General features: G+C 41.7%; 18 protein-coding genes. 9 read left to right on the top strand and 9 right to left on the bottom strand.

Annotated features, from left to right (window positions below):
• Positions 1-4: 4 nt before the first annotated feature.
• The 7 genes from ACQ2HE_RS02955 to ACQ2HE_RS02925 all read right to left on the bottom strand — a co-directional run bounded on the left by ACQ2HE_RS02955 (position 5) and on the right by ACQ2HE_RS02925 (position 9,772).
• Positions 5-1,135, bottom strand: a complete 1,131-nt coding sequence (locus ACQ2HE_RS02955) for a cytochrome c oxidase subunit II (RefSeq protein WP_430894709.1) — start codon at positions 1,133-1,135, stop codon at positions 5-7.
• Positions 1,136-1,200: 65 nt separating this feature from the next.
• Positions 1,201-2,448: a quinol:cytochrome C oxidoreductase gene (locus tag ACQ2HE_RS02950; protein WP_430894711.1), complete on the bottom strand. Its 1,248-nt coding sequence runs from the start codon at positions 2,446-2,448 to the stop codon at positions 1,201-1,203.
• A gap of 35 nt (positions 2,449-2,483) precedes the next feature.
• Positions 2,484-3,110: a c-type cytochrome gene (locus tag ACQ2HE_RS02945; RefSeq protein ID WP_430894713.1), complete on the bottom strand. Its 627-nt coding sequence runs from the start codon at positions 3,108-3,110 to the stop codon at positions 2,484-2,486.
• 80 nt (positions 3,111-3,190) lie between these two features.
• Entirely contained in the window at positions 3,191-3,757 is a 567-nt protein-coding gene (locus tag ACQ2HE_RS02940) for a DUF3341 domain-containing protein (RefSeq protein ID WP_430894715.1), read from the bottom strand.
• 31 nt (positions 3,758-3,788) lie between these two features.
• On the bottom strand, positions 3,789-5,237 hold the full coding sequence (nrfD, locus tag ACQ2HE_RS02935) for an NrfD/PsrC family molybdoenzyme membrane anchor subunit (protein ID WP_430894717.1): 1,449 nt from the start codon (positions 5,235-5,237) through the stop codon (positions 3,789-3,791).
• A gap of 74 nt (positions 5,238-5,311) precedes the next feature.
• Positions 5,312-8,455 (bottom strand): TAT-variant-translocated molybdopterin oxidoreductase, encoded by a 3,144-nt coding sequence (locus ACQ2HE_RS02930; RefSeq protein WP_430894719.1) that lies wholly within the window; start codon positions 8,453-8,455, stop codon positions 5,312-5,314.
• Positions 8,456-8,506: 51 nt separating this feature from the next.
• Positions 8,507-9,772 carry a c-type cytochrome gene (locus ACQ2HE_RS02925; protein WP_430894721.1) on the bottom strand — a complete coding sequence of 422 codons (1,266 nt, stop codon included), beginning with the start codon at positions 9,770-9,772 and terminating at the stop codon, positions 8,507-8,509.
• A gap of 218 nt (positions 9,773-9,990) precedes the next feature.
• On the opposite strand from ACQ2HE_RS02925, the gene ACQ2HE_RS02920 reads away from it, so the two are divergent.
• From ACQ2HE_RS02920 to ACQ2HE_RS02900, 5 genes are all read left to right on the top strand, one after another.
• Positions 9,991-10,308 carry a DUF6787 family protein gene (locus ACQ2HE_RS02920; protein WP_430894723.1) on the top strand — a complete coding sequence of 106 codons (318 nt, stop codon included), beginning with the start codon at positions 9,991-9,993 and terminating at the stop codon, positions 10,306-10,308.
• Between the two features lie 170 nt (positions 10,309-10,478).
• A complete protein-coding gene (gene purN / locus ACQ2HE_RS02915; protein WP_430894725.1) occupies positions 10,479-11,048 on the top strand; it encodes a phosphoribosylglycinamide formyltransferase in 570 nt (189 codons plus the stop codon).
• Positions 11,049-11,145: 97 nt separating this feature from the next.
• Complete coding sequence (locus ACQ2HE_RS02910; protein WP_430894727.1) at positions 11,146-11,901, top strand: carboxypeptidase-like regulatory domain-containing protein; 756 nt, start codon at positions 11,146-11,148, stop codon at positions 11,899-11,901.
• 43 nt (positions 11,902-11,944) lie between these two features.
• A complete protein-coding gene (locus ACQ2HE_RS02905; protein ID WP_430894729.1) occupies positions 11,945-13,225 on the top strand; it encodes a serine hydrolase domain-containing protein in 1,281 nt (426 codons plus the stop codon).
• Positions 13,226-13,234: 9 nt separating this feature from the next.
• On the top strand, positions 13,235-14,755 hold the full coding sequence (locus tag ACQ2HE_RS02900) for a serine hydrolase (protein ID WP_430894731.1): 1,521 nt from the start codon (positions 13,235-13,237) through the stop codon (positions 14,753-14,755).
• A gap of 73 nt (positions 14,756-14,828) precedes the next feature.
• Here ACQ2HE_RS02900 and ACQ2HE_RS02895 read toward each other — a convergent pair whose 3' ends face one another.
• Together ACQ2HE_RS02895 and ACQ2HE_RS02890 are read right to left on the bottom strand one after the other, a co-directional pair.
• Positions 14,829-15,035 carry a YgaP family membrane protein gene (locus tag ACQ2HE_RS02895; protein WP_430894733.1) on the bottom strand — a complete coding sequence of 69 codons (207 nt, stop codon included), beginning with the start codon at positions 15,033-15,035 and terminating at the stop codon, positions 14,829-14,831.
• A gap of 125 nt (positions 15,036-15,160) precedes the next feature.
• Positions 15,161-15,631, bottom strand: a complete 471-nt coding sequence (locus ACQ2HE_RS02890; RefSeq protein ID WP_430894735.1) for a GNAT family N-acetyltransferase — start codon at positions 15,629-15,631, stop codon at positions 15,161-15,163.
• A gap of 29 nt (positions 15,632-15,660) precedes the next feature.
• Between ACQ2HE_RS02890 and ACQ2HE_RS02885 the strand changes: the two genes are divergently transcribed.
• The 4 genes from ACQ2HE_RS02885 to ACQ2HE_RS02870 are packed head-to-tail and all read left to right on the top strand — an operon-like array spanning position 15,661 to position 21,755.
• Entirely contained in the window at positions 15,661-16,842 is a 1,182-nt protein-coding gene (locus ACQ2HE_RS02885; RefSeq protein WP_430894737.1) for a dipeptidase, read from the top strand.
• An 8-nt stretch (positions 16,843-16,850) separates the two neighbouring features.
• Entirely contained in the window at positions 16,851-19,049 is a 2,199-nt protein-coding gene (locus ACQ2HE_RS02880) for a penicillin acylase family protein (RefSeq protein WP_430894739.1), read from the top strand.
• A gap of 7 nt (positions 19,050-19,056) precedes the next feature.
• Positions 19,057-20,676, top strand: coding sequence for an amidase (locus ACQ2HE_RS02875; RefSeq protein ID WP_430894741.1), 1,620 nt, complete (start codon positions 19,057-19,059; stop codon positions 20,674-20,676).
• Positions 20,676-21,755 carry a serine hydrolase domain-containing protein gene (locus tag ACQ2HE_RS02870; RefSeq protein WP_430894743.1) on the top strand — a complete coding sequence of 360 codons (1,080 nt, stop codon included), beginning with the start codon at positions 20,676-20,678 and terminating at the stop codon, positions 21,753-21,755. Before ACQ2HE_RS02875 ends, ACQ2HE_RS02870 begins: the two co-directional genes overlap by 1 nt.
• Positions 21,756-21,766 lie beyond the last annotated feature (11 nt).

The following is a 21,766-nucleotide window of genomic DNA, read 5'->3' as shown; positions in this document are numbered from 1 at the left end:
TTGTTTAATTCTTTGTAACGGCTGCTTTCAAATCGCTTACTACAGCCATTTTCTTTGCTGTGTCAGTAGAAGCTGCAGGAGCTTCTGCCGGGGCGAAACTTGCATAGGCAGGTTTCTGTTGTGCTTTCCAAAGCAAGTATTCTTGTTTGGTTACCACTTTAATCACACCCTTCATTGAATAGTGACCGTTTCCGCACATTTGGTCGCAAGAAATTTCATATTCAAAATCGGGGTTGCCGGTGATCTTCTTCATCTCGTCTGTAGTGTACTTAGGAGTAAACCACAAAGTTGTGGGCGTACCTGGAACAGCGTCCATTTTCAAACGGAAATGAGGAAGACCTACATCGTGAATAACATCACGAGAACCGATGATCAACTTTACGGGCTGATCTTTTGGTATGTACATGGTTTGAGTAAGAACGATATCGTCGTGTGTTGCTGGGTCGCCCTTCAAATCAGTTTTACCAATTACATTGCGGTTCTTGTCAAGTTTATCTACAGCAGTGTCTTTATAAATCAGACCTAAAACGTTTGTTGAGTTATCAATATTGGCGAAGTATTTTCTTCCGAACTCATTGTCCTTACCCGGGTAACGGAAAATCCAGCTGAACTGTTGTCCGGTAACTTCTACCTGAATTGCATCTTTTGGAGCTTCTCCGGTAATTTGGAACCAGTAGTACAAACCGAAACCAACCAAAACGCACAATGCAATTGCGGGAACGGTTGTCCAAATCAATTCCAATTTATTACTATGAGGGAAGTAAAAAGCCTTCTTTCCTTCTTTTGCCTGATACTTGTATGCAAACCAGAACAACAAGATTTGTGTAAGTAAGAATACAAAACCGGTGATGGCCAGTGTGATCTTCAACATGAAGTCGATTTGCTCTCCATGGTCTGAAGCCGAAGGAACCACCAAAAGAGTTTTGTTTACGAACAACTCATTGCAGTACCAAACGCCCACTAGACCAACAAGCAAAAACACCACCATCAGGAATGCATTCACCTTGTTACTTTGCTCAATGGCTTTCTTTTCACCTTTCAGCACAGATACGTATTCGCTGGCTTTCGCAATTTGGAAAGTAATCAAGAATCCTAATGCCAATATCGCCACCAGAAAAAATGCTGTCGTTGTCATGATAATTCAAATAGTTTTATACAATCAAGTCAAATATGTCTACTTCACCAAAATAGCCGAAGCTATTAGGTATGGTGAATGATACTTTCTTTAATGAACGGATGGTTTTTGCTGATCAATGGGTGCTTCGTTAACGCAGTGCTAGTAGCATACATGATGATTCCCACGAACAAAGCGGCTACACCAAAATCCAACCATCCCAATTCAACATGCTCAGGTGATACGCTTGCAAAAATCATTTGATAAAAATCGAGCCAGTGACCGAAAATGATCACAAAAGCCATAATAGTAATAGTGGTGTAGTTTCTCTTCGATCCTCTTCTCATTAGTATTAACAAAGGACCGAGGAAATTGATCACAAATTGGAACCAGAACAAGAAAGTATAAGCTCCAGAATGGTGATCGGTTGTAATTCTTGAGTTGAAGTAAACGGTTTCCTCAGGAATGTTTGCATACCAAATAAGCATGTATTGAGAGAACCACAAATAAGTCCAGAACACGGAGAAGGCAAACATCAATTTACCAATATCGTGTAAGTGTTCGTCGTTGGTTAATTCCAAATAGCCTTTGTTTTTAAGATATACTACAAACAAAGCCATTACAGAAATACCAGACACCCAGCTACTTGCGAAAGTATACCAGCTATACATGGTGCTGTACCAATGTGCATCGATGCTCATCAACCAGAACCAAGGCACTGTACTCATTACAGTTAAAGAGAACCATACAATGAACAAAGCTGCCCAAACGGTATTCTTCCAAATATATTTACGAGCTTCTGCTGCTGAATCGAATCCTTTTTCGTCGATTTCACGAGAGAGGTTACGCATTTTTTGACCCAATACATACCATAATACTACAGTAGCGATGGTCCAAACGGTAAAGAATTTCAAGTTCAAGAATCCGCTTTTACCTTTTAAGATCGGATCTGCTTCAACAGCAGCTTCGTCTGTCCAATGGTAAATATGCGTCATATGATGTCCGCCCCAAGCGATCGCCAACAATACTACCAAGGCAACGATACCTAATGGTAATACGGCAGTTGAAATAGCTTCAGGAACGCGACGGAAACTCATTTGCCATCCACCCCAAGCAAGGGTAGTTGCACAAATGAAGAACATGCTTGCGTTGGCTACTAACAGGAAGAAAACACTGTTGTGCAACAAAGAAGCCCAAAAACGAGTTTTGTGGTGCACATCTCCTGTACCGTATACGAAAAATCCAAGAACAACCGCGAGAATACCTACGCCCATAAGAGCTAAAGACCAAGTCTTAAATTTCTTAGGTATTTCAAAAAATTCTTTAATAGCCATTATCTACAATTTATAAATTCTTGAACGGGTTTTAATTATTTTTTAGCAGCGCTATCGGTTGCAGCAGGTGCAGCAGGCGCGGGCTTTTGTTTCTCTTTGATAAAGTGTACCAACATCCAACGTTGAGTTGTGCTCAACTGAGTTCCGTAACCACCCATGGCGTTCTTACCATACGTGATAGAATAGAACATTTGACCTTCAGGCATATTTACTACAACCGGGTCAGTCATCAAGTTTCTTGGAGCCGCAGTGTACGGACCTTTACCGTCTTTGTACAAAGGACCATTACCGTCCATTTTCTGACCATGACAAACGCCACAGTTTACCAAGTACAAACGTTCTGCTTCTACAGACTGCTCTTTCGACAAAGCAGGAAGCGGATTTGCAACTTGCTTTGATGCAATATAGTTAGTGGTGTCACCATCTTTATCTTTCGCGTAAGGGAAAGGAAGCAATTCACCTCTTTTCACTGTTCCGGAAACCGGAGTAGCATTGTAGAAAATACCTTGTTCTTTCAAGTTTTCAGTAGAAGAATAGGTTTCTACCGCACGGCTGTAAGCCATGTCGGGCATATACACATCTTTAGGCTGCTTTTTGTCATGTCCGCATCCGGTAATCATTAGTCCTACCAGTGCTACTGAAAAAATGGCTGCGTATTTCATTTCTTAGTTTAGTTTATCTGAAGAACGGAAGGCCGTTCAATACGTTATTCTAAATCCGGTTTATCCGATACTTGTTTTTCTTAGAAAGGCTTGGTGTCTTTGTCGTAAGTTCCTAACCACCATCCGGTTTCTGCTTGCTGAACATTGATCTCAGTAGCGCCGGTGCTGTTTAAGAAACTGCTTACTTCATTTTCATCCGTTTTCGGAGTACACTCAATGGCCATTACAAACGTATCGTCTGTAGCGCGCTCATGGAAGTGGTGCTTCTTAACGAATGGAGCCAATTGACAGATATAGCAGAAGGTCAACACCATGCCCACGCAAGCACACAATACTGTGAACTCGAACATGATGGGGATCCATGCCGGTAAAGCGAAATGTGGTTTACCACCAATGTTCAAAGGCCAATCTTTCGTAAACACCCAAGTAATGAAACTTAGAGCGGTGGTGGTACCAAAAATACCATAGATAAAGCCCGCAGTGTGAATGCTGGTGTCGCGCAATCCCATAGCTTGATCCAAACCATGGATAGGGAAAGGAGTGTATACGTCGTGCAGTTTGTATCCTGCTTTGCGTACTTTCTTAACGGCATCGAATAATACCGCTTCTTCTTTAAAGCTCCCTACTACAAATTTTTTTTCTGCCATATAGCGATGTTCTAGTAGTTTCTAAATTGGATTAATGATGATGTGAAACTTGGTGGTAGAATTCTTCAGTTGATTCTGTTTCCACTTTCTCATTTGCAGGCTTGTACGCCTCACCTGATTTCTTCAAGATGTGCTTGATTTCCGCCACTGCAATTACAGGGAAGAATTTCGAGAACAAGAAGTAGCAAGTGAAGAACAATCCGAAAGTACCTACATAGAATCCGATCTCATAGATCGTAGGTGTGTAGTAGGTACTCCAGCTACTAGGCAAGTAGTCGCGGTAAATAGAAGTAACGATGATTACGAAACGTTCGAACCACATACCAATGTTTACCAGAATACTCATGAAGAAAGTCACAAACAAGTTTCTTCTCATTTTACGGAACCAGAAAATTTGAGGAGACAATACGTTACATCCCATCATCAAATAGTAGCTCCATCCATATGGGCTGAACAGATCCAAACGGTTGTGCATGAATGCCCATCCTTCGAATTTGTTTTGACCATACCAAGAAATGAACAACTCGGTTAAGTAAGCGATACCTACAATAGAACCGGTTAATACAATTACCTTGTTCATCACTTCAATGTGTTCCAAAGTGATGTATTCTTCTAGTTTTAATACTTTACGTGTAATCAACAACAGCGTTTGTACCATCGCAAATCCGGAGAAGATCGCACCCGCAACGAAATATGGCGGGAAGATGGTAGTGTGCCATCCGGGAATTACAGAGGTTGCGAAGTCGAAAGATACCACCGTGTGAACCGACAATACAAGCGGAGTACTCATACCTGCCAATACCAATGATAAACTTTCATGACGCTGCCAGTGCTTGGTAGAACCGGTCCAACCGAAGGCCAATACACCGTACATTTTCTTTCTCCATTTCAATTTTGCACGGTCACGTACAGTAGCCAAATCCGGAATCAAACCAGAATACCAGAATAATAATGATACAGTGAAATAAGTTGAGATCGCAAATACGTCCCACAACAAGGGAGAGTTAAAGTTTACCCACAAAGGACCGCGTGTGTTAGGGTAAGGAAGTACGAAGAAGGCCATCCATACACGACCCATGTGCCAAATCGGGAATTGACCCGCACACATTACCGCAAAGATGGTCATCGCTTCCGCAGCACGGTTTACACCCGTTCTCCAACCCTGACGGAACAATAACAAGATCGCTGAGATCAATGTACCGGCGTGACCGATACCAACCCACCAAACGAAGTTGGTGATGTCCCAACCCCAACCAATTGTTTTGTTCAGGTTCCATTCACCCACACCGTAAGTAACCTCACGGTAGATTGAATAAACACCAAATAATAAGAGAATCACTGAGATAATAAATCCTACCCACCATAACTTGGAAGGACTGCTCTCAATAGGACGCACGATGTCTTCCGTTACCTGGTGGTAATCCTTCTTTCCTTCCACCAATGGTTCTCTTACATGCGATTCATACTTAAATGCTGCCATAGTTAAAGCTTTTAGCTGGAAACCCTTGCGGGCATCATTCGCTTTTTATTATTAGGGTCAATAGTTTCGTTCAATTATGCGTGCTTTTCTTCATGCTTTGCCTCTGCATGCTCTGCGCCACCTTCGTGCTCAGCATGTCCTGCAATGTGTTCAGCATTTCTCACTTTCGCTAAGTAAGTTACACTTGGCAACACGTGGATTTGCTCCAATGCTGCGAAATAACGCTGGCTATTGCTCTTACGAACTTTGCTGATCTCACTTTCAGGATTGTTTGCATTACCGAATACGATCGCATCAGTAGGACAAGCTTGCTGACAAGCGCTCTTCACATCTGTATCTTCCAATACACGACCTTCTTTCTTCGCTTTCAACTTACCTTCTTGAGTACGTTGTACGCAGAAAGAACATTTTTCGATAACACCACGGCTACGAACAGTAACATCCGGGTTCAATACCATGCGGGTTAAGTCGTCGTTCATTTGGAATACAGCAGGATCCAACTTACCAACACCTTCAGTCAATTGGTTGTCTTTGAAGCTATCAGCTCCGGTATAATCCAACCAGTTGAAGCGACGTACTTTATAAGGACAGTTGTTTGCGCAATAACGTGTACCGATACAACGGTTATAAGTCATTTGGTTGATACCTTCACTGCTGTGGTTGGTTGCGGCCACCGGACATACGTTTTCGCAAGGAGCGTTGTCGCAATGTTGACACAACATTGGTTGATAGATCGTTTGTACGCTATCTGCATCGTATGGGTTACCACTGAAGTAACGGTCGATGCGCATCCAATGCATTTCATGGAAACGCAACACTTCACTCTTGCCTACTACAGGAATATTGTTCTCTGCAGTACAAGCCACGCTACAAGCACCACAACCGATACAGCTGTTCAAGTCGATGCTCATTCCCCATTTGATACCTGGGCGATCGTGCAATGGATAAGGTGATCCGTCTCTTTCGTAATTGTCGAGTCCACCGTAATTTTTCAACTCAGCATTACGCTCTTCACGAATGAGTTCAGGGTTTGCTTTGAAATCTTTCAAAGTAACTTCTTTGATCACTTCATGACGACCTTCGTAGCTGCTGTGTGTTTGTGTTTGTGCAACTTCATACCAAGTTTCTGTTTTGGCAATTGCAACATCACTTACAGTCCAACTAACAGTAGAACCACTATATGTTAAGAATTGATAAGCATTCTTACCAACTTCATTACCTGCTTTACCTGCTTTTGTTCTACCGTAACCTACTGCAATAGCAATGGTACCGGCATGAACACCAGGAACGATTAATACAGGAAGTTCAATTTCTTTTTTGTTGATGGTGAACTTCACTACAGGCTTCTTCATGAATACTTCATACTTATCTGCCTGACGTGAATCCGCGATATCGATTCCTAATACTTCTTTACCGAATTGAGGAGAAACGATGGCGTAGTTGTCCCAAGTTGCTTTGGTGATAGGATCGGGTAACTCTTGCAACCAAGGGTTGTTCGCTTGTTTACCATCGCCCAAACTTACTTTTTGGTATACTACTAATTCGTATTTACCACCTTTTTTACCACTCACGGCACTTACAGCAGCAGCAACACCAGCAGCATTGAAAGCGGCACCGCCAACTGTTTCAGGAGCTTCTACTACACCGTCTTGCAAAGCTTTCATGTAAGCATCTGCACTGCCCAATTTGCTTGTCCAAGTTGATTTGAACAAAGACTCATAGGTATTGGCACTTCCGGCCCATACTAACAATGAATCTTGGAATTGACGTGTTTTGAAAAGAGGGTTGATGGTTGGTTGCATCAATGTGTAAGAACCTGCTTTAGGTTCTGCATCGCCCCAGCTTTCCAAGAAATGGTGAGAAGGAACGGCGTATTTACACAAGCTCGCTGTTTCATCTAAGCGTTCGCTCAATGAAACAGAGATTTTTGCTTTTTTCAAGGCTGCAGCAAATCCGGCAGCATTGTAATATTCATAAGCAGGGTTCACACCGTAGATCACTACAGCGTTTACAGCACCGCTGTTCAAATCGGCAACCAAGGTTTCAAATTCGCTATCGATACCTTGCGCTACTTGCAAAGGAGCTGCCCAGTTGATGGTAGTTCCATAAGCTCCAACGGCGTTGTTGATAGCGTTTACGATAATTTGAACGTTTGGATCAGTGCTTCCTGAAACAACCAAAGCTTTACCGGCAGCAGCTTTCAATGCTTCTGCAGTAGCTTCAATTCCTTTCTTCAAAGCACCTTCAACTCCAGTAGCACCTGTTCCTGAAACTGCACCTAATAAAGCAGCAGCAACAGTTCCTTCAGCTGATGGAGCGTGCGTATAACGTTTGTCGGCGTTAGAACCGGTTAAGCTCAAGGCACTTTCGAACTGCACATGCAAGCTTAATTCAGGATTCTTTTGATCGAATTTGCGACCAGCCGCGTATTGTTTAGCAAAAGTTACAGGGCTCAACCAAGTTCCGAGGAAATCGGCGCTTAAGCTCACAATTACTTTTGCGTTTTCGAAATGATAAGAAGGGATGGCTTTTTTACCGAAACTTGCTTCGTTGGCTAATAACAAAGAACTGTAAGAAACCGCATCGAACTGAACGTGACGGCTTCCGGGGTATTTAGCTAAGAACTCAGCGATCACCAATTTAGTAGTAGGAGAAGAGATAGACGGAGTTACCAAGGCAACTTTTGCATCTTTCAAACCTTCTAAAATGGCTTTATCAGCAGCATCAATTGCCAAAGCAGTGCTGGCATCTCCGCTGATTGAAACCGGTGTACGTAAACGAGCGGTATCGTATAGGTCTAACACGGCAGCTTGTACACGTGCAGAAGTACCACCTTTTGAATATGTTGAAAGCGTGTTACCCTCTAATTTAATTGGGCGACCGTCTCTAACTTTTGCAACAACAGGAATAGCCTCGCCACCGCTCACGTAGGTAGTAGCATAATAATCAGCTACACCGGGAACAAGGTTTTGAGGTTTGTTGAGATAAGGAATGGCTTTCTTAACAGGCGTTTCGCAACTAGCAGCAGCCATTGCAGCAGCCGTACTAAAACCCAAATACTTTAAGAAATCACGGCGAGAAGCAGAAGCATTTTCGATGCCTTTACCTTCACCACTCACAACAGGCAGTTCCTCACGAAACTCATTTGCAGCCAATTTCTGGTGCGTTTCAGTTTGATTGAGCTCGGTAAAACTTTGCCAATATTTTTTCTTAGCCATTTATAACAATTTGAAAATTTGTGAATTGTTTCTGTTTCGCGCTGAATTTGATTAGTAGTGACATTTTTGACACTCCAAACCTCCAATATCACTTACGGTTACGCTGTCTCTCTTCTTCTCTTTAATTTCTTTGTGATATTTCTCGTAGATGCTGTAAAACTTGTTACCACCACCTTTTTCATCGTTGAAATCAACTTTGCTTTCGCGGTGACAGTTTACGCACCATCCCATGCTTAATTCAGAGAACTGGTACACTTCATCCATTTTATTGATTTCTCCGTGGCAGGTTTGACATTGTACTTTACCCGCTTTGGTGTGTTGAGAGTGGTTGAAGTAAACGTGGTCAGGCAGGTTGTGGATTTTCACCCATTCAATTGGCTTGCCTTGACCTACATATTTGTTCTGAGCAGGATCCCATCCGGCTGCAGCAAATAGTTTCTTCAATTCTTCTGTACCGTTCACCTCAGTTCCATCTTCTTTGTACAGTTTCTCACCACCGTATTCTTTAATGTTGTTGTGACAGTTCATACAAACGTTCACAGAAGGAATGTTCGCATGTTTGCCTTCATATGCACCGCCATGGCAGTACAAACAGTTGATTTGGTTAGTACCGGCGTGTACTTTATGTGAGTAGAAGATCGGTTGGTCGGGTTGGTATCCTTTCTGACGGCCCATTCCGATAGCCCACTGGCTAAGGAAATAACCGGCAATTACGAACAACACGATGGTCATTAAAGTGATGTAAGACTTATTACGGTAGAATGGAATTGGCTCAGCTGCCGGAACGCCGTCTTTATCATCTGCCAATTTGCGGAGGTTGGCGTTCACTTGGAGCATGATCAATGAAACTACAGCGAGGATCAGGGTCAAAACACCGTACAACAGTGAATTGTCTGACTCTTCTGTTTTTCCGCCCGGACCACCTGGAACAGTTGTTGGAGCTGCATTCAAGGCATCCGTTTCGGTTTTAATATATGCGAGAATCGCATCTACGTCTTTGTCGGAGAGGTTTTCAAACACACTCATCGCAACACCCGGATTCCATTCCTTAATTTTCACTGCATAAGCGTCGCCAGTTGCAACGGCCTTGTTCCAGTTCTTGATCCAGGTTACTAACAATTGTTTGCTGGGCCAGCGAGATTCTACGTCCTTCAATGCCGGACCGGTCGCATCTTTTGCGATGTTATGACAGGCAGCACAGTTCGCTTTGAACAACGCTTTACCGTCTTGAGCAGCAGCCTCATTGGCAAATGAGAGGAATGAAAGAAGAATTACTGAAAGTGCTATTCGCTGGGCAATGGTTCGGAGTTCGCTCATACCTATAGAATATGATGAAAATGATGTGGAAAAATTTCCAATATTGGCTGCAAAAATAAGCTATGAAATTAACAAAATGCCAACACTGTTGAATTTTTTTTGAGCTAGTGCTAGTCTGCGTTTCGGCTTAATTTTCAATTATTTTTGAATGATTTGAAGCAAACATGTCATGATTTTGTCAACCCGTTAATAAGTTTCATTTAAGGACTTCCATTTATATGGATAAGTCGAAAAAATGGAGCAGTTTTGCACCCATGTTTAAGCGACTTCAAGAAAAATGGAATGTTTCCGGAATTCAATTGGCACTTATATTTATCACTTTTGCCCTCGGGGGCAGTTGCTGTGGATACCTAGGCAGAACACTCCTCGGGTTATTGCAAATTGAGAATGCTGCTATACGCATTCCCCTCTACCTAATTTTGATCACATTATTGTGGCCACTTTGCGTTATTCTGATCAGTATTCCCTTCGGGCAGTTTCCCTTCTTCCGTTCTTACTTGAAAAAAATGTGGGCTCGAATTTCAGGCAATAAATAATTAATAATCAATATATTGTATTTATATTCCACTCCCATTTCTATCTTTAGTACAAATTCTTTTAAATTGGTTTTTGCAACCTTAAACAAACTGCTTTTTCTGTTTAATTTTTGAAGAATTTTATGGAGGTTCGGTTTAAATAAGGCAGTTTTGCCACCAAATCAGTTTTCATGCCTACCATCGCCATTTTTGCCTCTGGAGCCGGATCCAATGCACGCAAAATTTTAGAACACTTGAAGGGTCATTCTTCCATTAAGGTTGGATTGATTGTATGCAACAAACCCGGCGCAGGGGTGCTTTCAATTGCAGAAGAATGGCAGGTGCCTACTTTAATCATCGAAAAAGAGATCTTTTTCAGGGGAAATCACTACCTACCTGAACTGGCAGCTCATGGAATCAACTTTATAGTACTTGCCGGATTCCTTTGGAAAATACCGAGTGGACTGATCAAGGCCTACCCAAACAAAATCATCAATATTCACCCGGCCTTGCTGCCTAACTATGGCGGAAAAGGAATGTATGGCATGCATGTACACGAAGCCGTGATTGCTGCCGGAGAGAAGCAAAGCGGGATTACCATCCACTATGTAGATGAGCATTACGACCATGGCGATCATATCTTCCAAGCTACCTGCTCAATTGAACCCGGTGATACTCCCGATCAATTGGCTCATAAAATTCATGCGCTTGAACATGCTCATTTCCCAAGAATTGTAGAACAAACGGTTCTGAAAAATTAGTTAAACCGATGGTTTCGACCCCATAACTGCGAAAACAATCGTAATATCACGGCGTCAAATACACGGAACCCTGAAAACTAGAAAAAACGCCTAAACATTGAATAGGTCTAAAGGTTACATATTTACTTTAATTACACTACTGGCTACTTCTGCCACTTTTGCTCAGGTAAAAGTGAGTGGACGGATTTTTGATGTTACTAAACAAAAAACATTAGAAGCAGTAAGTGTATTAAGTAATAACGGTGGAGGTACCATGACCGACGAAAAGGGTAAATATACCATCATTGTTGACGAAAACGATTCCATCTGGTTTTCATATCTGGGCAAACCCACGCCAAAGTTCGCAGTAGCTAAAATTGTTAATATCCAGAACTTCGAATTGGCATTGCATGTAAACATCATGGATTTGAAACAAGTTGTGGTGATGCCTAAAAGCTACCGCCGCGATTCCATTCAAAATCGACTCGACTATGCAAAAGCCTTTAATTTCCAACGGCCTAATTTAAGCACGCTTACCTCCATAGGCCCTAATGGCGTTGGATTGGATATCGATGAATTCATTCGCTTGTTTCAATTCAGGAAAAACAGAAGAATGGAGGCCTTCCAAGATCGCTTGTTAAGAGAAGAAATGGAAGCATTCATCGATCATCGTTTCAGCAGAGCTTTAATTATTAAAATTACGGGCTTACGCGGCGCAGAGCTCGATACCTTCATTCGCATTTATCGTCCAAAAGTTGAATTTATTGAAACTGCCTCTGAATACGAACTACAAGCATATATCAAGAAATCATACCTCCAGTACATGCGATACAAAAGTTTGTTTGGAGAATTTAGGAAGCCGGAACAAGAATAAGCTATTCAGTATTTGCGTATCTTGAAGCAAATACGCTTGTTCTATGAAGAACATTTTTCTCCCCTTATTCCTTTTGATTGCAACAGTAGTAGTTGCACAAAATTCAAGTAAAGTTTTAACAGCCACCACTCCCGAAGCCGGAGGATTTTCATCAGAGCGATTGAAGAGAATTGATGACAATGTTCAGCAATGGTTAGGCACCGGTAGATTGAATGGCACGGTAGCACTTATTGTTCACGACGGAAAAATAGTGTATCACAAGGCTTTTGGCTTCAATGATCCGGAGAAGAAAGATCCTATAAAAAAAGATGCCATCTATCGCATCGCTTCCCAAACAAAAGCCATCACCAGTGTTGCTGTGATGATGTTGTACGAAGAAGGAAAGTTCTTGCTCGACGATCCCATTTCCAAATACATTCCGGAATTCTCCAAACCAACTGTATTGGCAAGCTTTAATGAAAAAGACAGCAGTTATACTACCATGCCTGCAAAGTCTGAAATAACCATTCGTCAACTGCTTACACATACTTCCGGAATTGGCTATGCGCAAATTGGAAGCAAAGAGTCGAATGCGATCTATGCAAAAGCAGGCATCACGGCCGGTTTTGGTGTACCAAATGGACACTCACTTGCGAAAGACATGAAAACACTGGCCAAGCTTCCGTTGATGCATCAACCAGGCGAACGTTATACTTATGGACTGAACACCGACGTATTGGGTTATTTGATTGAAGTTGTTTCAGGCAAAAGCCTTGATGAGTTCTTTCGCACCAGAATATTTGAGCCACTCGGAATGAAAGACACGTATTTCTTCTTACCAAAAGAAAAACAAGCACGATTGGTAACATTGTATGAAGAAATAGATGGCAAAGTGCAACCTGCAGGCGACACACTCCAATACAACGGCGTTTTCATTTCCAAATATCCAAATCTTCCGGGAACCTATTTATCGGGTGGTGCAGGCCTCTCATCTACCGCATTAGATTATGCGATTTTCTTACAAATGTTATTAAATGGAGGGGAATATGGCGGCAAACGATTGTTGTCGAGAAACAGTGTTCGTATGATGACCATGAATCAAATTGGCGACATTGACAATGGCGTCAACAAATTTGGTTTAGGGTTTGGCATTACCACGGAAAGAGGATCGGCCTTGTTGCCCACTCCTGTTGGCGTATTTGAATGGGGCGGAGCCTATTCAACTACGTATTGGGCGGATCCAAAAGAAAAAATTATTGGAATAATCTACCGTCAGCAATGGAGAACAGGATTGGGAGAAGTGGCCAATAAATTCAAAGTACTTGTATACAGTGCACTCAATTAATAAAACACCATGAAAAAAATCTTGTTACTATTATTGCTTTGTCCGGCTTTGCTTAAAGCGCAGGACAGCATTCCATCTTTTGTAAAAGACAGTATTGACGGCTACGTTGCTAGAGGGATGAAGAACTGGCAAATACCCGGCGTAAGCGTTGCCATTGTAAAAAATGGAAAACTTGTTTTTGTAAAAGGCTATGGCGTTACCAAGCTAGGCGGTGCTGAAGCCGTAGATGAAAACACCTTGTTCATGATAGGCTCCAATTCAAAAGCCTTTACAGGGACCGCTTTAGCGATGTTGGAAGCCGATAAGAAAATAAGCTTGGATGATAAAGTGAAGAAATGGCTGCCCTGGTTCAAAGTATACGATCCTTGGGTAACAGAGAATATGATCGTTAAAGACTTGATGTCGCACCGCATGGGATATGAGACGTTTCAGGGCGACTTCATGTATTTCGATTCTGATTTATCAAAGGAGCAATTATTCGAAAAGTTCGGAAAGTTGAAGCCCGATCATCCTTTCAGAACAAAATGGGGTTATACCAATGCTGGCTTTGCAGTAGCCGGCGAAGTATTGAAAGCAGCAAGCGGTATGAGTTGGGCTGAATTCCTGCGATCAAGAATTTTTAGTCCCTTGCAAATGACGAGAACATTAGCCCTTTCTTCAGAAATTAAGACAGCCACAAATAGATGTTACGCGCACACAGTTGTAAACGGTCAAGTAAAATTGATCCCTTACGGTGATATCGACAACATGGCTCCTGCAGGTGCTATCAGCTCTTCCGCTAAAGACCTAAGCAATTGGGTTACCGCCTTACTAGCCAATGGCAATTTTGAAGGAAAGCAAGTGATTCCAACCAGTGCCATTAACCAAACCCGATTCCCACATTCGGTTTTAGGAAATGGCGGCTATTTGTACAATAAAGGGCATTTCAATTTGTATGGATTGGGTTGGTTTATGGAAGAATATTGTGGCCGAAAAATAGTGTCACATACCGGTGGTGTGAATGGTTTTGTTACCAGTGTAACGCTGATTCCGGAAGAAAAAACCGGCATCATTGTACTCACCAACACAGATATGAATGCATTTTATGAGTCGCTGAAATGGGAAATCATGGACGCTTATTTAGGAAATCAGTTCCGCAACTATGACAAAACCTATTTCGCTCAGCAAACCATGCAGGAAAAACAGCAACAACAATGGCTGGATAAGAAAAGAGACACAATTGCACAACACCCTAAAACCAGTTTACCGCTGAAAGACTTTGCCGGAACCTATGTTCATGCCATTTATGGCAAAATGACCATTGCGTTGGAAAAAGACAGTTTAATTGCTCGATTTGAACATCACAAAGGAAGGTATGCAGTATTGGAGGCATTGGGTGAGGGACGTTTCTTAGCAACATTTAGTGATCCATTGTATGGTATCAAGGTTTGGCCTTTCACCATTAAGAATGGTAAAGTAGAGAAATGTGTTGTTACAGTGGCAGATTTTGTAGAACACAATCCATACGAGTTTATCAAACAAACAAAATAAACGAGAATCCCCTGGAGTTTTGCTTCAGGGGATTTTTCTATTTCAAATAGATCGGTTGCTTCATCAAATTTTTTTATTGTTTCACCTTGCAGGTATTAATGCCAAGTAAGGTGTATATAGGGCAAAAACTAATTAGACTGGTCAACACAAACACAGCTGCTACTACAACCAGTACAATGCCCCAAGTTCCGGTTACAATTCCACCGAAATATAAGTAAGCCAATACTGCGGCTACTAAAACGCGGATAATGCGGTCTGCTGAACCCATATTCTTTTTCATAAACGATGCTTTTAGGTTAAGAATGATTAGCAGAAGTAAAATTAAGGTTGCAACAACGATGGCTCCGTGATGTTTGTCACACGGATGGCTAGTTCTTCCTAAAAAGCGATATGATTTTAATCAGGTTAGAGTTGTTTTTCGAAATAAACAACGTTGGAGAGCGGGTTATTGTAATAGGGCGTTGTTTCTCGAAATCCGCGCTTACGGTAGAGTTCACAAGCCGCCACTAGTTTGGTGAGTGTATCCAGTTTCATTTTTGTATAGCCCGCTTCTTGTGCCTGTTGAAGAATTTGATCTACTAATTGTCCGCCAATTTTAAAGGATCGAAATGCCGGCTTAACATACAAGCGTTTCATCTCACAAACACCCTCTTCTTTCAAAGGAGTAAGCGCAATGGTACCGGCAATTTCATCGTTCCAATAGGCCAATATCAATCGGCCCTTAGGTTCACCGTATTTAACCAAAGGATTCTCCAGTTCTTTTTCAAAGGACTGAAAACAGATATTCTCATCCAGTTCTGTTTCGTACTGTTTGAAAAGCGTTCTGATTTCTTGCAATTCAGCTCCTTCTTCTTTTATGTTAACAAGTTTCAACATCTCCTTTAGCTTTCTTAAATTTAGGCATTATGAGAAAAATAGTAGCCAAACTTTCTACAGGGTGTGCACTAATACTATTAGTTGCCTCCGCTCATGCACAATCATCTGCAAAATTACACCAAAAGTCGATTGTTGTAGACACGCACAACGACATTCCAACTACTGCCATTGACAAAGGTGTTTCATTTGATCAATCATTAAAAGGAATCACCCATTCCGACTTGGGAAGAATGAAAGAAGGTGGAATCGACATTCAGATCTTCTCCATTTGGTGCGATGGCAATAAGCCGCAACCTTACCAATGGGCATTGAGAGAAATAGATACAGTATGGGCTTGGACGCTTAGAAATCCCGACAAAATGATGTTCGTTCGAAACAGTGCCGATTTGAAAAAAGCAGTGAAGCAAGGGAAACTAGGTGCCATGATGGGCGTAGAAGGCGGCCATATGATTGAAAACGATTTGGCAAAACTGGACACCTTATACAATCGTGGTGTTCGATACATGACACTCACTTGGAATAACTCTACGCCTTGGGCAAGTTCAGCTATGGAGGAAACTAACGGAACGGTGAAACAAAAAGGGTTGAATGATTTTGGCAAGCAGATCGTTCGAAGAATGAATGAATTGGGGATGTTGGTTGATTTGAGCCATGTTGGTGAACAAACATTCTGGGACGCCATTAGTACTACCACAAAACCGGTGCTGGTTTCACATAGCTGCGCGTATAGCCTGAGTCCCGTTTTTAGAAATCTAAAAGATGATCAAATTAAAGCAGTTGGAAAAAACGGAGGCGTAATTCATCTCAATTTTTTCTCCGGATTTGTTGACTCCAATTTCTTCAAAAGAAGTGAAGCCTTTGAAAAAGCACACAAGGCCGAAAGAGACTCTTTGTTGAAAACGGTTAGCGATCCCTACTTCGCAGATAAGTACTTGTTTGAAAAATATGCAGATGAGGTGAAAGCGCTGCGTCCGCCAATGAGCCTTTTATTAGACCATTTAGACCATATCGTGAAATTAATTGGTGTAGATCACGTAGGATTGGGGTCCGATTTTGACGGCATCAATTCTTCGCCTAGAGAATTGGATGATGTTACCAATATGCCGCTCATTACCGCTGCCTTATTGGAAAGAGGCTATTCCAAAAAAGACGTAGAGAAAATATTAGGGGGAAACTTTATACGATTGCTGAAAGCAAACGAAGCTAAATAGAACAGATTATGAGAAAAATTGGATTGCTACTAACTGCTGTATTGTTCTTTTGTATTGATTCGAATGGTCAACAGGAAATTAAGAAATGGGAGGCGCAGGCAAAACGTGTAACCATTATTCGCGACCAATGGGGTATACCGCATATTTATGGGAAGAGTGACGCCGATGCTGTATTTGGTTTGTTGTATGCACAATGCGAAGATGATTTCAAGCGCGTAGAGCTGAACTATGTTGAGAAATTGGGGCGAATGGCAGAAGTGAAGGGAACTGCTTTCATTTATGAAGACCTTTTGATTCGAATGATCATTGATACCAATGATGCAAAAGCCGATTTTAAAAAAGCACCGGCTTGGTTAAAAAAACTTTGCTATGCCTATGCCGATGGCATCAACTATTACCTATATAAACACCCGGAAACAAAACCGGCACTGCTTACACATTTCGAACCCTGGTATCCGTTTCTTTGGACCGATGGAAGTATTGGTGCCATCAATACTGCCGATTTGGGCGCGAACGATCTTCACAAGCTATACGAACCCGGTGCAATAACCGCATTGAATACAAAAGCGCCGGATAGAGATGGTTTTGAAACCGATGCCATGCTTACCGGTAGCAATGGATTTGCTTTCTCACCAAAAATTACTTCCAGTGGAAAATCCATTCTTTATATCAATCCACACGTAACTTTTTACTTCCGACCTGAAGTTCATATGGTAAGTGAAGAAGGATTGAATGCGTATGGCGCAGTAACATGGGGTCAGTTTTTCATCTATCAAGGTTTTAATCAGAATTGCGGTTGGATGCACACGAGCTGTTATGTAGATGCAGCCGATACATATATAGAAAAAGTGAATGCCGGATTGAATTCGTATGAGTACGATGGTAAATCAAGGCCTCTCACAAAAAAGGAAATCAAAATCAGCTATACTGAAAACGGCACCCTTCGATCCAAAACTTTTTCAACGCTGTTTACGCACCATGGTCCGATCATGGCAAAAAAGAATGATCAATATTATAGTTTAAGGGCCGATAATAGAATCTACAACGGCGTATTGCAATGCTGGCTTCGTACTAAAGCTGATGGATTGGAAAGCTTCAAAAAGACATTAGATTTAAGAGGCAACATTTCGAACAATACAGTTTACGCTGATAAGAACGGAAACATTGCTTATTGGCATGGAAATCGAATTCCCAAAAGAGATCAAAAATACGATTGGACCAAACCGGTAGACGGCAGTACCTCTGCTACTGAATGGCAAGGATTGCACACTATCGATGAAACCGTTCATTCGATCAATCCGAGCAATGGATGGCTTCAAAATTGCAACGCAACTCCATTTACAGTAGCAGGCAGCAATAGTCCAAAGAAATCAGATTACCCTGTTTACATGGCTCCTGATCCTGAGAATTTCAGAGGAATCAATGCTGTGAGGGTATTGAGCGAGGAATCAAATTATGATATTGATAAAGTTATAAAAGCGGGTTATGACCGCAGGCTATCTGCCTTTGAAATATTGATTCCTGCTTTGGTGAATCGATTTGAAACTTCAATTAAACCAACAGATTCTTTGTATGCCTACTTAGTAGGTCCAATCAGCGTATTGAAAAACTGGGATTATAAAACAAATGTGAATTCAATTGCAACTACGCTCGCAATTGAATGGGGTCAACGCATGTTACCCATTCTTTACAGAACACAAGTAATTGACGATGAAGAAGCCGATATCATTTCAAAATCAAAATACTTTGCAGCCAATGGTTCTGCAAATGAAATGCTGGGGCAACTTTTGATCACGATCAAAGATCTTGAAAAAAGATTCGGAAGATGGCAGTTGCCTTGGGGAACCATCAATCGCTTTCAACGAATTTCATCTGATATCGATAACAAGTTCGACGATTCAAAACCAAGCATACCTGTTGGATTTGTTTCTTCTACTTGGGGTATGCTTCCTTCTTACACCAGTAGAACTTATCCCGGCACACAAAAACGATACGGCGTGAACGGCAACAGTTTTATTTGTGCTGTTGAATTTGGTGAAAGAATTAAAGCAAAATCATTGTTAGCAGGTGGCGAAAGCGGTGATCCCAATTCACCACATTTTTTCGATCAAGCAGCGATGTATGCTGAAGGAAAGTTCAAAGATGTATTGTTTTATAAAGAAGATGTATTGAAAAACGCAACTAAAACATATCACCCCGGCGAATAAACTAGTTATGAATAGAAGATTTTTTTTAAAGAATACCGGATTGGCAGGAGCCGGTCTTGGTGTAGCAGCCAATCTCAGTTCATGCAAAGAAGCCAAATCTGAAGAGGCTAAAACAACAGATGTTGCCGCAAACTTCGAATTGCTGGAAGCAACCATCGATCAATTACAAGAGAAAATGAAATCGGGAGCGTTGACTTCCGAGAAAATCACTCAACTCTACCTAGATCGCATTCAAGCCATAGATAAATCGGGACCAAAACTTAATGCCGTTATCGAGATCAATCCGGATGCATTGTCGATTGCAAAAACGATGGATCAAGAAAGAGCAGCCGGGAAATTAAGAGGACCCTTGCATGGCATTCCTGTTTTAATAAAAGACAATATTGATACAGGGGATAAAATGCAAACTACTGCCGGCGCCCTCGCACTCGCAGGAAATATTGCAGCCAAGGATGCTTTTATTGTAAAGAAATTAAGAGATGCCGGTGCTGTTCTATTAGGCAAGACGAATTTGAGTGAATGGGCCAATTACCGCTCTACATCTTCTTCATCGGGATGGAGCAGTCGTGGCGGTCAAACAAAGATGCCCTATGTGCTCGATCACAATCCATGCGGGTCAAGTTCCGGAACGGGTTCTGCAGTATCTGCAAATCTTTGCGCCATAGGTATTGGAACAGAAACGGATGGTTCCATCACTTGTCCTTCTTCAGTAAGTGGTTTGGTAGGAATTAAACCTACAGTTGGATTGTGGAGCCGGAGTGGTATCATTCCAATCTCAAGTACACAAGATACTGCCGGTCCAATGGCCAGAACCGTAAAAGATGCTGCGATCTTTTTAGGTGTATTGGCAGGAATTGATGCTGAAGACGAGAGAACAAAGGAAAGCGAAGGAAAATCGCTTGCAGATTATACCGTTGCCTTGAAAACAGATGCTTTAAAAGGCAAGAGAATTGGAGTTGATTTGAAGAAGAAGAGTACCAATCAATTCATCAATCGCTTACAAGATGCTACAATTAAAAAACTGGAAGAATTAGGTGCAACAATTGTAGATGTAAGCTATATAAGTGCAATAGGTGAGTTGGGAAAATATGAGGGTGAGATCTTGAACACCGAGTTTAAAGTAGGCGTGAATGCTTATCTGGCAAAAACAAAAATTAGCAATAACACACTCACCAAGGTAATAGCATTCAACAAAACGAATGAAGACGCTGCCATGCCATATTTCAAACAAGAGCTACTAGAAGCCTGTGAAAAAACAACTGGGCCGAATTCGGAAGCCTATCAAGAAGCTTTAGAAATAGGCAGAGACGGCTCAAGAAAAATTCTGCTTGATTTGATGAAAGAGCATCAATTGGATGCATTTGCAGGAATCACCATGGGTCCTTCTTGTAGCATCGATGTAATGTACGGTGATCGTTGGGGTGACGATTTCTTGACGCAACCTGCCGCTATGTCGGGCTTCCCTCACATTACAGTGCCGGCGGGCATGGTATACGAGTTGCCTGTTGGATTCTCTTTCTTTGGCGCACCTTATACAGAGGCGACGCTGATTGGATTCGCTTATGCATTTGAACAAGCAACCAAAAAACGCGTGGTACCAAATTTCAAACCTTCATTTCTACCTTAATGATGAATCGTATCGTTCTTCTATCAATGGTATGCCTACTTGGTATTAAGTCGGGCTTTTCTCAAAGTCAAGCTGCTTTTGATTCAGTGTTGAAAAAACACCCCGGCTTCAATGGGGTAGTATTGGTTGCTGATCAAAACAAGATTGTGTTTGAAAAAGCAGTGGGTTTTGCTGAATACGAAAAACAAAAAGCATTACAGAAGAACGACATTTTTGAATTGGCCTCCATTTCAAAACAGTTTACAGCCATGATTGTGTTGATGTTGAAAGAGAAAAAACTGTTAGACTTACAAGACCCGGTTTCAAAATATGTAAAGATCCCTTATCCTAATATCAAGATCGTTCACTTACTTACCCATACAAGTGGGTTGCCCGATTATCAGTCAATCATGGACCAACATTGGGACAAGTCGAAGGTAGCCGGCAACAAAGACATCATCGAATACTTAAATAAATTCGCACCACCTTCACAATTCGAACCCGGAAGCAAATACGAATATTCAAATACCGGTTATGTAATACTCGCTAGCATTGCTGAAAAGGCCGCCGGTAAAGACTTTATCTGGATGTGCAGAAACTGGATATTCAAACCATTGGGAATGACCAGTACAGATATTCGAACACTTCAAGAAAAAGCTGCATTAAAAAACGCAGCCATCGGGCATATTTATGTAGAAGAAAGGAAGAGATTTATTCGAGCCGATTCATTTCCTTCTTCAAACTATACTATTTGGTTGGGAAATAGAAAAGGACCGGGAAGAATTAGCAGCTCCGCTGAAGATCTTTTCAAATGGGATCAAGCTTTGTACACCAACAAATTGATCAGTAAAGAATTAATGGAAGAAGCTTTCAGAAGCTTCCGTTTAAATGATGGCAGCTTTTCGCACTATGGATATGGCTGGGAGCTGCCCGACAACACCTATCTCGGACGCACCGTTACTCATACCGGTGATAATCCGGGCTACCACAATCAAATTACCCGAAATATCGGAAGACATAAAACAATCATCATCTTGTCAAATAACGCCTATCGTGACACACAAGGGCTTACAGATGATTTTGCGAAATTGGTGTATTAAGAAAGAACAGA

Source organism: Endoryza foliicola, assembly GCF_050589245.1.
Lineage (GTDB): Bacteria > Bacteroidota > Bacteroidia > Chitinophagales > Chitinophagaceae > Endoryza > Endoryza foliicola.
This window is presented reverse-complemented; position numbering and strand designations above follow the sequence as displayed.

Coding starts and splice junctions, on each gene's coding strand:
- ACQ2HE_RS02955 (WP_430894709.1), bottom strand. CDS start 1,135: ATGACAACGACAGCATTTTTTCTGGTGGCGATATTGGCATTAGGATTC.
- ACQ2HE_RS02950 (WP_430894711.1), bottom strand. CDS start 2,448: ATGGCTATTAAAGAATTTTTTGAAATACCTAAGAAATTTAAGACTTGG.
- ACQ2HE_RS02945 (WP_430894713.1), bottom strand. CDS start 3,110: ATGAAATACGCAGCCATTTTTTCAGTAGCACTGGTAGGACTAATGATT.
- ACQ2HE_RS02940 (WP_430894715.1), bottom strand. CDS start 3,757: ATGGCAGAAAAAAAATTTGTAGTAGGGAGCTTTAAAGAAGAAGCGGTA.
- nrfD (WP_430894717.1), bottom strand. CDS start 5,237: ATGGCAGCATTTAAGTATGAATCGCATGTAAGAGAACCATTGGTGGAA.
- ACQ2HE_RS02930 (WP_430894719.1), bottom strand. CDS start 8,455: ATGGCTAAGAAAAAATATTGGCAAAGTTTTACCGAGCTCAATCAAACT.
- ACQ2HE_RS02925 (WP_430894721.1), bottom strand. CDS start 9,772: ATGAGCGAACTCCGAACCATTGCCCAGCGAATAGCACTTTCAGTAATT.
- ACQ2HE_RS02920 (WP_430894723.1), top strand. CDS start 9,991: ATGGATAAGTCGAAAAAATGGAGCAGTTTTGCACCCATGTTTAAGCGA.
- purN (WP_430894725.1), top strand. CDS start 10,479: ATGCCTACCATCGCCATTTTTGCCTCTGGAGCCGGATCCAATGCACGC.
- ACQ2HE_RS02905 (WP_430894729.1), top strand. CDS start 11,945: ATGAAGAACATTTTTCTCCCCTTATTCCTTTTGATTGCAACAGTAGTA.
- ACQ2HE_RS02900 (WP_430894731.1), top strand. CDS start 13,235: ATGAAAAAAATCTTGTTACTATTATTGCTTTGTCCGGCTTTGCTTAAA.
- ACQ2HE_RS02895 (WP_430894733.1), bottom strand. CDS start 15,035: ATGAAAAAGAATATGGGTTCAGCAGACCGCATTATCCGCGTTTTAGTA.
- ACQ2HE_RS02890 (WP_430894735.1), bottom strand. CDS start 15,631: ATGTTGAAACTTGTTAACATAAAAGAAGAAGGAGCTGAATTGCAAGAA.
- ACQ2HE_RS02885 (WP_430894737.1), top strand. CDS start 15,661: ATGAGAAAAATAGTAGCCAAACTTTCTACAGGGTGTGCACTAATACTA.
- ACQ2HE_RS02880 (WP_430894739.1), top strand. CDS start 16,851: ATGAGAAAAATTGGATTGCTACTAACTGCTGTATTGTTCTTTTGTATT.
- ACQ2HE_RS02875 (WP_430894741.1), top strand. CDS start 19,057: ATGAATAGAAGATTTTTTTTAAAGAATACCGGATTGGCAGGAGCCGGT.
- ACQ2HE_RS02870 (WP_430894743.1), top strand. CDS start 20,676: ATGATGAATCGTATCGTTCTTCTATCAATGGTATGCCTACTTGGTATT.